Origin of the sequence: Flavobacterium sp. WC2430, assembly GCF_040822075.1 — a bacterium.
Classification (GTDB): Bacteria; Bacteroidota; Bacteroidia; order Flavobacteriales; family Flavobacteriaceae; genus Flavobacterium.
Map to the genome: position 1 here is coordinate 986926 of NZ_CP162007.1, position 15295 is coordinate 1002220.

Annotated in this window: 16 protein-coding genes; 13 read left to right on the forward strand and 3 right to left on the reverse strand. The window is 32.3% G+C overall.

Annotation, left to right across the window (positions count from 1 at the left end; genetic code table 11):
* The first annotated feature begins 37 nt into the window (after positions 1-37).
* Positions 38-1312 (forward strand): phosphoribosylamine--glycine ligase, encoded by a 1275-nt coding sequence (gene purD / locus AB3G36_RS04260; protein ID WP_367756337.1) that lies wholly within the window; start codon positions 38-40, stop codon positions 1310-1312.
* 45 nt (positions 1313-1357) lie between these two features.
* Here the strand turns inward: purD and AB3G36_RS04265 are convergent, their stop codons facing one another.
* Positions 1358-1588 carry a uracil phosphoribosyltransferase gene (locus AB3G36_RS04265; RefSeq protein WP_367756339.1) on the reverse strand — a complete coding sequence of 77 codons (231 nt, stop codon included), beginning with the start codon at positions 1586-1588 and terminating at the stop codon, positions 1358-1360.
* Positions 1589-1721: 133 nt separating this feature from the next.
* Here AB3G36_RS04265 and AB3G36_RS04270 point away from each other — a divergent pair, with 133 nt between their 5' ends.
* Complete coding sequence (locus AB3G36_RS04270; protein ID WP_367756341.1) at positions 1722-2651, forward strand: DUF6427 family protein; 930 nt, start codon at positions 1722-1724, stop codon at positions 2649-2651.
* On the opposite strand, the gene upp is transcribed toward AB3G36_RS04270, so the two are convergent.
* Complete coding sequence (upp, locus tag AB3G36_RS04275; protein WP_367756343.1) at positions 2646-3299, reverse strand: uracil phosphoribosyltransferase; 654 nt, start codon at positions 3297-3299, stop codon at positions 2646-2648. The two genes, AB3G36_RS04270 and upp, sit on opposite strands and share 6 nt — an antisense overlap.
* Before the next feature lie 132 nt (positions 3300-3431).
* On the opposite strand from upp, the gene AB3G36_RS04280 reads away from it, so the two are divergent.
* Together AB3G36_RS04280 and AB3G36_RS04285 are read left to right on the forward strand one after the other, a co-directional pair.
* Entirely contained in the window at positions 3432-4037 is a 606-nt protein-coding gene (locus tag AB3G36_RS04280) for a DUF4254 domain-containing protein (RefSeq protein WP_367756345.1), read from the forward strand.
* A 31-nt stretch (positions 4038-4068) separates the two neighbouring features.
* A complete protein-coding gene (locus tag AB3G36_RS04285; protein ID WP_367756347.1) occupies positions 4069-5082 on the forward strand; it encodes a glycosyltransferase family 9 protein in 1014 nt (337 codons plus the stop codon).
* Positions 5083-5163: 81 nt separating this feature from the next.
* Here the strand turns inward: AB3G36_RS04285 and AB3G36_RS04290 are convergent, their stop codons facing one another.
* A complete protein-coding gene (locus AB3G36_RS04290) occupies positions 5164-6216 on the reverse strand; it encodes a 2Fe-2S iron-sulfur cluster-binding protein (protein WP_367756349.1) in 1053 nt (350 codons plus the stop codon).
* A gap of 128 nt (positions 6217-6344) precedes the next feature.
* Between AB3G36_RS04290 and AB3G36_RS04295 the strand changes: the two genes are divergently transcribed.
* From AB3G36_RS04295 to atpH, 9 genes are all read left to right on the forward strand, one after another.
* On the forward strand, positions 6345-7829 hold the full coding sequence (locus AB3G36_RS04295; protein ID WP_367756351.1) for a DUF5687 family protein: 1485 nt from the start codon (positions 6345-6347) through the stop codon (positions 7827-7829).
* Positions 7830-7869: 40 nt separating this feature from the next.
* Positions 7870-8565: an ABC transporter ATP-binding protein gene (locus tag AB3G36_RS04300; RefSeq protein WP_367756353.1), complete on the forward strand. Its 696-nt coding sequence runs from the start codon at positions 7870-7872 to the stop codon at positions 8563-8565.
* 228 nt (positions 8566-8793) lie between these two features.
* Entirely contained in the window at positions 8794-11415 is a 2622-nt protein-coding gene (locus AB3G36_RS04305; protein WP_367756355.1) for a tetratricopeptide repeat protein, read from the forward strand.
* Between the two features lie 5 nt (positions 11416-11420).
* Entirely contained in the window at positions 11421-11828 is a 408-nt protein-coding gene (locus AB3G36_RS04310) for a polymer-forming cytoskeletal protein (RefSeq protein ID WP_367756357.1), read from the forward strand.
* Complete coding sequence (locus AB3G36_RS04315; protein ID WP_367756359.1) at positions 11797-12024, forward strand: AtpZ/AtpI family protein; 228 nt, start codon at positions 11797-11799, stop codon at positions 12022-12024. The genes AB3G36_RS04310 and AB3G36_RS04315 overlap by 32 nt, the downstream gene beginning before the upstream one ends.
* Before the next feature lie 624 nt (positions 12025-12648).
* Positions 12649-13809: a F0F1 ATP synthase subunit A gene (atpB, locus tag AB3G36_RS04320; protein ID WP_367756361.1), complete on the forward strand. Its 1161-nt coding sequence runs from the start codon at positions 12649-12651 to the stop codon at positions 13807-13809.
* Positions 13810-13912: 103 nt separating this feature from the next.
* Positions 13913-14104 carry an ATP synthase F0 subunit C gene (gene atpE, locus AB3G36_RS04325; protein ID WP_077374818.1) on the forward strand — a complete coding sequence of 64 codons (192 nt, stop codon included), beginning with the start codon at positions 13913-13915 and terminating at the stop codon, positions 14102-14104.
* Positions 14105-14222: 118 nt separating this feature from the next.
* On the forward strand, positions 14223-14723 hold the full coding sequence (locus AB3G36_RS04330) for a F0F1 ATP synthase subunit B (RefSeq protein ID WP_367756363.1): 501 nt from the start codon (positions 14223-14225) through the stop codon (positions 14721-14723).
* Between the two features lie 4 nt (positions 14724-14727).
* Complete coding sequence (gene atpH, locus AB3G36_RS04335; RefSeq protein ID WP_367756365.1) at positions 14728-15261, forward strand: ATP synthase F1 subunit delta; 534 nt, start codon at positions 14728-14730, stop codon at positions 15259-15261.
* Positions 15262-15295 lie beyond the last annotated feature (34 nt).

Genomic DNA, 15295 nt, shown 5'->3' on the forward strand with positions numbered 1-15295 from the left:
AGCAATTATTTTTGCACCACAACTAAAAAACACACACATGAATATTTTACTATTGGGTTCAGGAGGAAGAGAGCATGCTTTTGCATGGAAAATGATTCAAAGCCCACTTTGCGATACTCTTTTTGTTGCACCAGGAAATGCAGGAACCGCATCGATTGCGACTAATGTGAACATGAGTCCTACTGATTTTGATGCGATGAAAGCATTTGTATTAAGTAATAATGTAAGCTTGGTAGTTGTAGGACCAGAAGATCCTTTGGTAAAAGGAATCTTTGATTTTTTTAAAAACGATGATCAAATAAACCATATTCCAGTTATTGGGCCATCAAAAATTGGTGCTCAATTAGAAGGAAGTAAAGAGTTTGCCAAAGAATTTTTGGTAAAACACAATATCCCAACCGCTGCTTATGATAGTTTTACAGCTGAAACAGTAGAAAAAGGATGTGATTTTCTTGAAACATTGCAACCTCCATATGTTTTAAAAGCAGATGGTTTGGCTGCAGGAAAAGGCGTTTTAATTATTCATGATTTGGCCGAAGCTAAAGAGGAATTACGCAATATGCTTGTGGGGCAAAAATTTGGTGACGCAAGTTCAAAAGTAGTTATCGAAGAATTTCTTGACGGAATAGAATTGAGCTGTTTTGTGCTTACGGATGGTAAAAGTTATAAAATTCTACCAACAGCCAAAGATTATAAACGTATTGGTGAAGGCGACACAGGTTTAAATACAGGCGGAATGGGAGCAGTTTCTCCAGTTCCTTATGTAGACGCAGTTTTGATGGAAAAAATCGAAACGCGCATCGTTAAACCAACAATTGAAGGTTTCCAAAAAGATGGTATTGAATACAAAGGATTTGTTTTTATTGGGTTAATCAATGTGAAAAATGAACCTATTGTTATTGAATACAATGTGAGAATGGGTGATCCAGAAACGGAAGTGGTAGTTCCAAGGTTAAAAACGGATTTAGTAGAATTGTTTTTGGCTGTAGCCAATGAAAAACTAGACGAAATCACTTTGGATATTGATGAAAGAAGCGCCACTACTGTGATGCTGGTATCGGGTGGTTATCCTGAAGAATTTGAAAAAGGAAAAGTAATTTCGGGACTAGAGAACATCACTGATTCTATTGTTTTTCATGCAGGAACAAAATTAGTGAACAATGAAGTAGTTACTAATGGCGGTAGAGTGATGACAGTTACCTCATATGGAGATGATTTTCAAGAGGCCATAAAAAAATCTTATCAAAACATAGGTAAACTAAGCTTTGATAAGATGAATTTTAGAAAAGATATTGGTAACGATCTTCTATAAATAAAGGAATCTTCCTTAATCCTAAGTTTTACGGTTAGGGAAGTATTATTTTAAGAAAGAATGTGCTGTAGTATCTTGGTTTTCTTCTCCGTTTGCATCAAAAATGCTCAATTGTTTGATCCAGTATACCATTGCTGCTGCGCAGATAGCCATGAAAATCCAGTTGATAGTATTTGCACCAAACCAAGTTCTAAGTTCTAATGAACGTAAGAAATCATGAGGAGCAAATAAAATATTTACAAATAAGTATTGAATTCCTTCAAAAAATGCTTTCATATCGAATAAAGTTATGTTGTTGTTTTTAATTTCTCAAGATTAAAGAACTCTTTTTAAAGAATCTTTTTCAACTTGAGGGTTTCCTTTTTAAACAAGTATTATATTTACAGTCACAAAAGTATAAAATATCCTTATGATAACAAGTGTTTTTAAAAAATCTACACCATTAAATTTCACCTTAGTAGTATTTTTAATACTCGTTTTCTTTTCAATCTATCAATTTCAAGATTTTAGTTGGACGAATTCGACTATTTTAATTTTTGAAAAAATAGGAATAATAACCGTTTTATTGGCGTCTATTTTTATGACCAACTTTATTTCAAAACGCAACGGACTGAGTAAAGACAGCAGCTACACGATTTTATTTTACTTTCTATTCTTGCTTTTTTTTCCTTCTGTTTTGGACAATATCAATTTGGTTTTTTCTAATTTCTTTATCCTTTTAGCACTGCGTAGATTAATTTCGCTTCAGTCCTTAAAAGCATCAAAAGAAAAAATATTTGATGCCTCCTTATGGATATTTTTAGCGTCTTTGTTTCATTTTTGGAGTATTCTTTATATCGCACTGGTGTTTATATCTATAATTTTTCACGTAGCAAGAGATTACAGAAATTGGATTTTACCATTTATCGCTTTTTTTACTGCGGGAATTATTTTTGTTCTTTTTTCAATTGTATTTAATATTGATGCGCAAGGATACATTAATAGCAGTGTAATGACCAATTTTGAAATTAACTATTTTACTAATAATTATCAAAATGCCGCCTTATCAATCTATGCAACAGTAGTTTTATTCTTTGTTATATCCATGTTTGCAACATTGTCGAATAGGCCTTTAGTACTGCATGCATCTTTTAAAAAAATAATAGCTTCCTTTTTTATTGGGGTATTAATTTATTTGGTTTCTTCGAATAAAAGCAATGATATACTAATTTTTACGATTGCGCCTTTGGCTATAATGGCGACAAGTCATATCGAGATTCCTCAAGTAAAATTGAAAAAAGAAATGGTGTTATTTGTACTGATTGCTTGTAGCTTTTTTGCTTTTTTCTCCCAGTTATAATTTGGTTCCATACGCTAAGTCGCCAGCATCACCAAGTCCCGGAACAATATAATCGTGTTCATTTAGTTTTTCATCTATCGAAGCAACCCACAAATGGCAATTATCTGATAAATGTTTTTCTAGATAAGCAATTCCTTCTGGAGCGGCAATTACAACGGCGATATGAATAGCTGCCGCCGTTCCTTTTTCCATCAACTTATTATAAACAGCAACGATGGATTGCCCTGTAGCAAGCATAGGATCAACAAGGAGTAAGTATTTGTCATTAAAGTCAGCTATGGCCTGGTATTCCACTACAATATCAAAATAGTCATCATTATTAGGATGATGCCTGTAGGCCGAAATAAAACCATTTTCGGCTTCATCAAAATAATTCAAAAAACCAATATGTAACGGCAAACCGGCGCGTAAAATGGAACACAAAACCAATTGATCTTTTATGGCTGTTGTTTTTTTAACCCCAAGAGGAGTTTGAATTTCAACTGTTTTATAATGGAATTCTTTACTCATTTCATAAGCCATGATTTCACCGATGCGCTCAATGTTTCTTCTAAAACGCATGCTGTCTTTATGGATAGTTACATCTCTAATTTGACCTAAAAAATGATTAAGGACACTATTTTTTTCTGATAAATGGTGAATTTGCATGGTATATTTTATTATTTATTTGGGTGATAAAAGACAGTTTTTACTGCAAATAGTTATCCTAAAACAGATTTATGAATTGTAATTTTTTTATAAAAGTATAAAAAGTATCTTTGTATCCATAAATATAAAAATATGTTTTCAAAATTAGCTTATTCCGTATTCGAACAAAGTATAAACGATTATCATCAATTTGATAACGTAGACCAACCAATAAATAATCCTTTTCCAAAAGATAAATTTGAGCATTTATTGTATGTGAAAAACTGGATCGATACGGTACAATGGCATTTTGAAGATATCATTCGCGATCCCAATATTGACCCAATCGCCGCTTTAAGTTTGAAAAGAAGAATTGATGCTTCAAACCAAGAGCGTACCGACATGGTGGAATATATTGATGGTTATTTTTTACAAAAATACAGCGATGTTAAAGTAAAAGAAGACGCGAAAATTAACTCAGAAAGTCCAGCTTGGGCATTTGACCGATTGTCAATTTTAGCATTAAAGATTTATCACATGAATGAGGAAGCTACTCGTGAAGAAGCATCTCAAGAGCATAGAGATAAGTGCCAAGCGAAACTAAATATCTTACTAGAACAAAGAACCGATCTATCAACAGCAATTGATGATTTATTGACTGATATTGAAAACGGTGATAAATTCATGAAAGTGTACAAACAAATGAAAATGTACAATGACGATGAATTGAATCCTGTTTTGTACCAAGGGAAAAAATAAATTGCCAATTAATATCAAGCATATCGCCGTCATGAGACTTTCCGCAATGGGAGATGTCGCCATGACGGTTCCTGTCTTACGCGCTTTTGTAAATCAGTATCCAGATATAAAAATCACGGTGGTTTCCAGACCCTTTTTCAAACCTTTTTTTGATACGATTCCCTCTGTTTCCTTTTTTGCTTTCGATGAAAAAGAAAAACACAAAGGGTTTATTGGATTGTTGCGTTTGTTCCAAGATTTAAAACGGTTGGAAATCGATGCTTTTGCTGATTTACATAATGTTTTACGAGCTCAAGTAGTCCGTACGCTTTTTGCTTTAAGCGGAAAAAAAGTGGCGGCGGTAGATAAAGGAAGAGCAGAAAAGAAAGGATTGACCAGTCTTGAAAATAAGGTTTTTAAACCACTTGCTTCAATGTTTGAAAGGCATGTTGCCGTATTTGCTAAACTGGGTTTTTCAATTGATTTGTCTCATCCCATGTTTCCTGCAAAAGCAGTTTTAAACGAGGAACTAACCAACATAATTGGAACTGAAAACCAAAAGTTAATTGGAATTGCTCCTTTTGCGCAATATGATTCTAAAGTGTATCCTTTGGATTTAATGCAAGAAGTAATTGCTCAATTGGCTAAAAATCCGCAACACAAAATCTTCCTTTTTGGTGGAGGAAAAAAAGAAATGGAGATTTTAGATGCTATTGCGACACCGTACAGAAATGTGATTAATATGGCTGGTAAAATTAAATTTCAGCAAGAATTACAATTGATCAGTAATCTTGATGTAATGGTTTCCATGGATTCGGGTAATGCACATATTGCAGCTATGCTGGGGGTGAAAGTCATTACACTTTGGGGTGCCACACATCCGTATGCCGGATTTATGCCTTTTAATCAGCCAATAGAAAACAGTTTGGTTTCGGATAGAGAAAAATATCCTTTGTTGCCTACTTCCGTTTATGGAAATAAAAAAGTAGAAGGCTATGATGAAGCCATGCGAACGATTGCTCCAGAAGCAGTTGTGAATAAAATTAGAGAAAAGCTAAACAGTTAGTAATAATTTAAAGTTATATTATAAAAAAAGCCAAATTTCAAAACTTTGAAATTTGGCTTTTTTGTGGAGTATTATTATATTCTAAACATCGTCAAAATCGATGTAAATATTTTCAGAAGTAGGATGAGCTTGACAAGTCAAGATTAATCCATCAGCGATTTCTTTATCAGTAAGAATTGAGTTTTTAGTCATTTCAGCAGTTCCTACAGTAACTCGTGCCAAGCAGCTACTACAAATTCCACCTTGGCAAGAATAAGGAGCATCAATCCCTTGTTTTAAGGAAGCCTCAAGTATGGTTTGTTTTTGCGACATCTCAAAAGTAGTTTCTTCATCATCTACCATTACAGTAATTTTCGAATGTCCTTCTAATGATTCTGTAATTACATTTTCATGGGTAGAAGTAGTGAAAAGCTCGTATTTTATAGCTGATTCTTTTACATTTTTCTCTTTTAGCACATTGGTAACGGTTTCGATCATCGCTTCCGGTCCACACAAATAGAACTTGTCAAATTCCAGTTCCTTGTGTTTGTTGTTTAAAACAAAATTGACTACTGATTTGTCTATACGACCAAACAAGGCATGATCAACTTTGGCTTGACTGTACACATAATGTACAAATAAGCGACTCACATATTGTAAATGGAGATCATGCAATTCCTGATGAAAGATGGTTTCTTCGGGTGATTTATTCCCATAAACCAAAACAAATGAACTTTTAGGTTCGCTCTTTAATACCGACTTTAAAATCGATAGTGCTGGTGTAATTCCACTTCCCGACACGAAAGCCACATAGTTTTTTTGACGATCTGCTTGGGGTTCAAATGTGAATTTTCCTTCAGGTTTCCCTACTTCAAGTACATCTCCCGCTTTTAGTTTTGTATTGGCAAATTGAGAAAAAGCACCGTTTTTAACTGCTTTCACTGCAATTCGTAAATCACCACTTTCAGGGGATGAACATATAGAATAGGCACGACGAATTTCTTGACCGTCTAATGTTAGTTTTAAGTTAACATATTGTCCAGCAACAAATTTATAGTTAGATTTTAATTCTTCGGGAACATTAAAAAGTATCGAAACGGCAGTAGCAGTTTCGCGTTTTACTTCTTTTATAATTAATTTTAAAAAGGATGGCATAGGATAATTTTTTTACAAAAATAGGAAACGGTAAATAAATGGAAGATATTAATTGAGGATTATTTTAGTAAGACGGTAACTTTTCATTATTTTTATCTACTTACTATTAAACGAAATATAAAAACAACATGTTCAAGCATTTTATAAATTTAGAATTGAAAGCCTTTTTTCGCTCGGCAAGTGTTGGAAAAAGTATTGGATTGAAAATTTTAATGGGGTTTTTGGTAGTTTATTTCCTGCTCGTTTTTCTTGTTTTGGGAATTGCATTGTATCCTATTCTAGTGAAAAGCTTTCCAGACCAAAAACCATTAGTCATAGTTAATAGTTTTGTTGTTTTTTGGTTGTTTTTTGAATTGGTGCTTCGCTTTTTTATGCAAAGTTTACCGGTAATGAACATCAAGCCGTTACTTGTTTTACCTATCAAAAAACAATCGGTGATTCATTTCGTATTACTTAAAAGTTTGACTTCAATTTATAACATTTTTCCATTGTTAGTCATTATCCCTTTTGGAGTTTACAATATTACCAAGGGGAATTACAATGCACTAAATATGATTGTATGGATGGTTTCAATGTATGTTTTGGCTTTAGTGGTTAATTATTCTAATTTTTTAATCAAAAAGAAATTCGCTGAAAATATCATTGCCTTTCTTCCATTTGTGGCAATAGGGCTTGTGTTCTTTGGTCTAGATTATTATGGGTTTTTTAAAATTACAATAGTATCAGGAATTCTTTTAAATGGATTAGTAGGGCAGCCCATATTAGTTGTAGTTCCAATAGTAATTTTAGCAGGATTGTATTTTCTAAATTTCAACTACTTAAAAACTAATTTTTATCTGGACAGCTCTTTACAGTCCAAAGTAGAAGAAGCAAAAACGTCTGATTTAACTTGGACGAAACGTTTTGGTGATATAGCGCCTTTCTTGGCATTAGATCTAAAAATGATTTGGAGAAATAAAAGGCCTAAAACGGTGATTTGGATCTCGTTAATCTTTCTGGCTTATGGCATGTTGATTTATACCAATCCACATTACAAAGATACACCAGCGTTTTTTGTTGTGGTAGGAGTTTTAATGACAGGTGTTTTTATGCTTAATTTTGGGCAATTTGTGCCGTCATGGGATAGTAATTATTACGGGATGATGATGTCACAAAACATTCCTATGAAACAATATTTAGCTTCAAAAGCGGGATTAATGTCGGTTTCTGTGATTGTATTAGCAGTTTTAAGTACACCCTACCTTTATTTTGGTTGGAATGTATTAGCAATAAATCTGTCTTGTGCTGTTTATAATTTAGGGGTAAACATCCCCATTTTATTATTTGCAGGGTCTTATAATAAAAAAAGAATAGATCTCGAGAAAAGTCCGTTCATGAATTACCAAGGAACTGGAGCAACACAATGGATCGTTGGTTTGCCATTAATGTTGTTGCCTGCATTGATTTTCTTTGCTTTTTATAAATTAGTCAATATAGAAAGTGCAACGGTTGCAATTGCGACATTAGGAATTATTGGTTTGGTTTTTAGAAGTTTTATTTTAAGTAAAATTGCCGATGGGTACACCAAGAGAAAATACGAAACCATTAGCGGATTCAAACAACAAGAAAATTAGTATTGCTAACTGTGGACTGGAATAACAAATAAGAAAAAAGATGATACAAGTAAATAATATTTCAAAAAAATATAACGGAACTACAGTTTTAAAAATTGACATTCTTGAAATTCCAAAAGGACAAAGTTTAGGTTTAGTAGGGAACAATGGAGCTGGTAAAACGACTTTTTTTAGTTTACTACTCGATTTAATTAGACCTACAACGGGTACAATTCTCAACAATGAAATTCAGGTTAATACTAGTGAATCTTGGAAGCCTTTTACGGCTGCATTTATTGACGAAAGTTTCTTGATTGGGTATCTAACTCCCGAAGAATATTTTTACTTTATAGGCGATTTGCGCGGACAAAATAAAGCCGACATTGATGCGTTGTTAACCAAATATGAGGAGTTTTTTAATGGAGAAATTCTAAATAATAAAAAGTATTTACGCGATTTGTCCAAAGGGAATCAGAAAAAAGTAGGGATTATAGCCACCCTTATTGGTAATCCTAAAGTAGTGATTCTAGATGAACCTTTTGCAAATTTAGATCCGACAACGGTAAACAGATTAAAAAAAGTAATAAAAGAACTGGCTCAAAATCCAGAGATAACCATTTTAGTTTCTAGTCATGATTTACAACATACCGTTGAGGTTTGTGATAGAATTGTTGCTTTAAATAAAGGAGAAATTGTAAAAGATATACAAACTTCAGAAGAGACACTTCAAGAATTGGAAGCATTTTTTGCAGTTTAAAATATTTTTTTTAGGGCATGACCACGCCAAAAAAGCGTGGTCGGGCTTTCATTCTCAATCTTTTTTATTTTAAAAAAAATAAAATAAAAAAGGATTTCCACTACATCCCTAATGCAGCTTTTCTCAAATAACTAGATATAATTTTCACTTTCTCAAAAAGAAACGTATTTTTACCAGTCACTATACTAAAAAGCTTTTTTAAAAGTTTAATGATAAAAACGTTTACCATTGAAAACTAATATATTTAAATATTCAATTCCTGTAGGATTTTTGGTTTTTTTGGTAGCTTGTTCTACCAAAAAGGATAGTTTTTTGTCTAGAAATTCCCACGCTTTGAGCACGAAATACAATATTTTATACAATGGGCAAATAGGTTTAGATAAAGGAGTTGAAGGTATTAAATCTAAAAGTACAGATGATTTTTGGAAGCGTTTGCCAATCGAAAGAATGCAAATAGGCGATGATCCTACAAGCACTGAAAAAACTAAAAATGCAGATTTTGAATTGGCGGAGACCAAAGCTACCAAAGCAATTCAAAAACATTCCATGAATATTGATGGAAGAGAAAGAAATTACCAAGTGGACGAAGCCTATTTATTACTTGGAAAATCAAGGTATTACGATCAAAGGTTTATCCCAGCCCTAGACGCTTTCAATTATATTTTATACAAATATCCCACAAGTAGTAGAATTTACGAAGCTAAAATATGGCGTGAAAAAACCAACATGCGTTTAGGTAATGACGCCGTTGTTGTAAAAAACATGACCAAACTGCTGAAAGAACAAAAACTTAAAAAGCAAGTTCTGGCCGATGCAAATGCATTGCTATCCGAAGCATTTCTAAATCTTGAAGAAAGAGACAGTGCTGTTGCTAAACTAAAATTGGCTGTAGATTATACCAAAAACAATAATGAAAGAGCGAGATATCGTTTTATTCTAGGTCAGTTATACGAAGAATTGGGAAAAAAAGACAGTGCTATTTACAGTTATGAGTCAGTTATAAAAATGAATAGAAAATCCGAAAGGAAATATGTCATTCAAGCGCATGCTAGAAAAGCGCAGTTATTCGATTATGAAAAGGGAGACTCTACTGCTTTTTTAAAAACCTATAATAAATTAATTGCTGATCGAGAAAACCGACCTTTTCTGGATGTCTTATACTATCAAAAAGGGGTTTTTTATGATAAAAACAACAATAAAAAACAAGCCTTGCAATTTTATAACCGTTCTCTAAAAAATGCTAAAACAGATCAATATTTAATTGCTTCAAATTATAGAAATATTGGAAATGTGCATTTTAAAAGTGCGGAATATGCTACTGCAGCAAAATATTATGACAGTACTTTAGTAAAAATGCAACCTAAAACTAGAGAGTTTATCCATATCAATAAAATTAGAAAAGATTTAGATGATGTCATTTTATATGAAGGCATTGCCATGCAAAACGATAGTATCCTTCATGTTGTTTCTTTGTCTGGACCAGATAGAATTTCATATTTTGAGAATTATATTGTTAAGTTAAAAGCAGCTGATGATGTCAAAAGACTTTTAGAAGAAAAAGAAAAAGAAAAACAAGAAAATATTGCAAGAAACAATTCAGCGGGACCAGTTAACAATGCAATTTCTACTCAAAACCCAGGAGCGCCAACACGAAAATCTTCTCTTGCACCACCTACTATGGCCTCTAGTACTGCAGCCACAATTGTATTTTACTTTTATAATCCTTCAACTGTTTCATTTGGAAAAGTAGAGTTTAAAAAACTATGGGGAGAAAGAAGTTCAAAAGGAAATTGGAGGTTGTCAGAAGCTGTAGCAAATACAATTTCTAATGACACTTTGAACTCTGGTGTTTCAGTAGCTGATAAAAAAGAAACAGAAGCTGATAAAATAATTCCACAATACACAACCGATTTTTATTTAAAACAATTGCCTACTGCACAAATAGCAATTGATAGCATTGCTAAAGAACGCAATACGGCTTATTATCAGTTGGGAGTAATTTATAAAGAAAAATTTAAAGAGTACGAACTAGCCACCAACAGGCTAGAGCAATTATTGCAAAATAATCCTGAGGAGAAACTCATTCTCCCAACGATGTATAATTTATATAAAATTTACCAAATCACGAATAGCGGCAAAGCGGAATCGATGAAAAGCAAGATAAATGGGCAGTTTCCTAATTCTCGTTATGCACAAATAATTAACAATTCAAATCAGGAGGAGACTTCACAAGAAGGAAGTCCTGATGCTGTGTATGAAAAATTATATTCCTTATATGGACAGGAACAATTTACAACTGTTTTAGAACAGGTAAACATTGCTATTACTCAATTTTCAGGTGATGAAATTCTGCCTAAATTGGAGTTGTTAAGAGCTAATACTATTGGAAAACTCAGAGGCTTACTTGCCTATAAAAACGCATTGCAATACGTTGCAGATACCTATTCAAATACTGAAGAAGGAAAAAAAGCACAGGATGTTTTAACGAATCAAATTCCGCTTTTAGAAGAAATTGATTTTGGAACAGTAGAAACTAAAAACTGGAAAATAGTGTATAAAGTAGCTTCTAGGGAAGCCGAAAATACAAAAATCGTAGAGGAAAAAATAAAAAAATTCATTACCAATTTAAATCCAAGACTTACCTATTCGTATGATGTATATACTGAAAATGAAAGTTTTATAGTGATTCATGGTATGTATAGTCAAACCGAAGGGCAAAACGTGATTGATCAATTAAAAGAAAACAAAGAATATAAAATAGTAGATCCGGCAATACTAATTTCTAATGAAAATTATAAAGTGATTCAAATTAAGAAAAATCTTAATGACTATTTAGTTGCAAAAAAATAAAGAATATGTTTAATAAGAAACCAAAGCCTTATACTGAACTTTTAGGAAAAACGAATAGAATTGTTGAAGGAACAATTATTAAAGGCGATATTATTTCACAGGCCGATTTTCGTTTAGATGGTGAGTTGACCGGGAATTTTCATTCTACTGGAAAATTAGTTATTGGACCAACTGGCAGTGTTGTGGGTGATATCAGTTGTAACAATGCCGATATAGAAGGAAAAGTTAATGGAAACATTCAAGTTACTGAGGTGCTCAATGTTAAGTTAAAAGCAAGTATTCATGGCGAAGTTACTGTAGGTAAATTATCTGTGGAACCTGGAGCTGATTTCAGTGCTTCTTGTATAATGAAATCTGATGTAGAAAAATTGATGATTACTGATGGACAAGAAACCCAACAAAAAACAAGCTAGTAAGTGGTTAGCACTTATTAATATTCCCATTCAAATGGGAGTTATTATTTTCCTTTTTGCTTATTCGGGAAATTGGCTTGACGAAAACTACCCCAGCCCAAAAGTGTATTACAATAAAATCTTAGTGATGGTAGGAGTTGTTTTGGCATTATACAATGTAATCAGGCAAGTGAATGAGATTAATAAGTCGCAATAATTGATTTCAAAGAATAGATAATAGTAATTAATATTTAACATAGGTTATTTGTGATAAATTTAATTTAAAATAACTTTGCTACTTACTGTCTTCGGGGCACAAATGAAATCCAATGAATTTTAAAAGTTACAAGCCTTTATTGTTTTTAACAATCTTGGCGGGAATAGGTTATTTGCTTCATAAACTTATTTTTAGTTATCTAAATATTAATGATAATGCCTTTCTATATTCAATAGAATTTCTGTATTTATTTTATTACGGATTGTCATTTATTGTTTTTATTATTTTAATAAAAGTAAAAGAACGAAGTTTTGATAATGTAGGAATGTCTTTTCTTTTGAGTACGAGTGTGAAAATGATTTTTTGTTATCTAATTTTAAAACCTATCTTGCAGATAAAAATTTACGACAACACAATAGAGAAAATTAATTTTTTTATGACATTTGTTCTCTTTTTAGCAATAGAGACCCTTTTAACGATACGAATATTAAACGAAAAACAGTAATTGGATATAAAGAGGACATAATTAGAAAAAATAAATTTTTATATTCTTTTGAATATTAATAAAAAATGTACCTTTGCACCAAATTTTAGAAACGTAAAAAATTAAGATATTTAACAGTTATGGTGATTTCAAACAAACCACTTAGATTTATAATAGCGACTTTAGTAGCGTGTCTTCCTTTAATGAGTTTTGCAAATCCAGAAGTGGATTCAGTAAAAGTTAAGACCGAAATGACTCACGAAGTAACGGAACAAACACATGAAGGAGCTCATGCTGAACCAACAGATGTAAAATCTAAGATTAAAGCATTTATAGGTCATCACGTGTTAGATTCTCACGACTTCACTTTCTTTTCTGACGAAGTTGAAGGGAAGCATTACGGATTTTCTTTGCCAGTTATTCTTTGGGATAATGGAATACACGTTTTTTCTTCTTCTGAATTCGAACATGGAGAAGCGGTAGCGGAGTCAAACGGAAACTTTTATAAAATAAACCACCACGATGGTAAGATTTATAAAGTAGATTCGGCTGATGGTAAAATAACTGAAAACGAAGAAACAGGTTTCCCTGCTAATGTTCGTCCAATTGACTTTTCAATTACAAAAACAGTTTTATCTATAATGATTGCTTCATTAATCATGTTTTTGATTTTTGCTGGTTTGGCAAAATCATATGCTAAAAATAAAGGAATTGCTTCAGGAGTTGGAAGAATTTTCGAACCAGTCGTATTGTATATTCGTGATGAAATTGCAATCCCTAATATTGGAGAAAAACACTATAAGAAATACATGAGTTATTTATTGACTATCTTTTTCTTTGTATTGTTCTTAAACATATTTGGTTTGATGCCATTTGGAATTAATGTAACAGGTAATTTAACTATTACATTTGCATTAGCGATAATGACATTCTTAATCACCAACCTTACTGCTAATAAAAATTACTGGGGACACATTTTCTGGATGCCAGGAGTGCCTAAAGTAATGCGTATCGTATTAGCTCCAATTGAGTTGTTAGGAGTATTTATTAAGCCATTTTCATTGATGATACGTTTGTATGCAAATATCTTTGCAGGACACATTGTATTGATGAGTATTATTGGTTTAATGTTTATTTTTAAAAGCTGGTTAGGAAGTAGTTTGTCTTTTGGGTTGTCATTTGTACTTTCTATTCTTGAGATATTAGTAGCTTTTTTACAAGCCTATATTTTCACCATGTTATCTGCATTGTACTTTGGTTCAGCTGTAGAAGAGCATCATCATGAGGAGGCTCATCATTAATGGGTTAACCGTTTAGCTGTTTATTTGTTTAAATCGATTAACCGATTAAACAAATAACCGATTAAACAAAAAAATTGAATGTTTAATTTTTAATATATATATTATGCAAATTCCAACTATTGTAGGAGCAGGATTAATTGTAATCGGAGCAGGTTTAGGTATTGGTAGAATTGGTGGTTCAGCAATGGACGCTATTGCTCGTCAACCAGAAGCTTCTGGAAAAATCCAAACAGCTATGCTTATTGCAGCTGCACTTATTGAAGGTATTGGTTTCGCTGCGTTATTCGCTGCTTAATTAAAATCAAAAAAACAATAGTTACAACGGTTGGTTGTAACTATTGTTTTAAATTAAAACATTACAAATTGCCTTTGAGCAATAAAAAAAGATAATTTAAAATTTATAATTATATATAATGGATAAGTTAATAAATCAGTTTGAGTTAGGTTTGTTCGTTTGGCAAGTATTAATATTTGTTGGATTAATATTCTTATTGAAAAAATTTGCTTGGAAACCAATTCTTGATGCAGTAAATGATAGAGAAGAAGGGATCAAAAATGCTTTACTTTCTGCTGAAAATGCTAGAAAAGAAATGCAAAACCTTCAAGCTGACAACCAACGTATTTTACAAGAAGCAAGATTAGAGCGTGACAACATGCTTAAAGATGCGCGTGAAATGAAAGAGAAAATGGTTGCTGATGCAAAAAATGAAGCGCAAGTTCAAGGATTGAAAATGATCGAACAAGCTAAAGCAGCAATTGAAAGTGAAAAAAATGCAGCTATGGCTGAGTTGAAACTTCAAGTTTCTACTTTATCATTGAATATTGCAGAAAAATTATTGAAAGACGAATTATCTAACAAAGAAGCTCAAACTAAATTAGTAGAGAAAATGTTAGGTGACGTAAAGCTAAACTAATATTATGGCAAGTACAAGAGCAGCAATTCGTTATGCAAAAGCAATTCTAGAGATCGCAGAATCTAAAGGAGTAGCAAAAGCAGTTAGTGATGATATGAATTCTATAGCTTCAACTATAAATGGAAATGTAGAATTGAGCACTTTTATTCAAAACCCAACTTTAAGAGTAGAGGTTAAAGAAAATGCCTTATTGGAAGTTTTTGCAAATACTAATAGTGTAACTAAAAGTTTATTTCATTTGTTATTTGAAAACAAAAGGTTTGAAATTCTAGAAGCAGTAGCAGTAGAATACAATGTTTTATTTGATATTATGAATGGTGTTGAAGTGGCTAAGGTGACTACAGCTATTCCTATGGATGCAGCATTAGAAGCTAAAGTTTTAGCTAAAATAGCTTCTTTATCTGATAAGAAAATTACAATTGAAAATACAGTAGATGCTTCAATCATTGGAGGGTTTATTTTAAGAATAGGTGACAAGCAGTATAATGCTTCTGTTGCTAACAGATTACAAGTATTAAAAAGAGAATTAAGTAACTAGTTTTATTGCACATTTAAGTGTCTAAATTATAAAT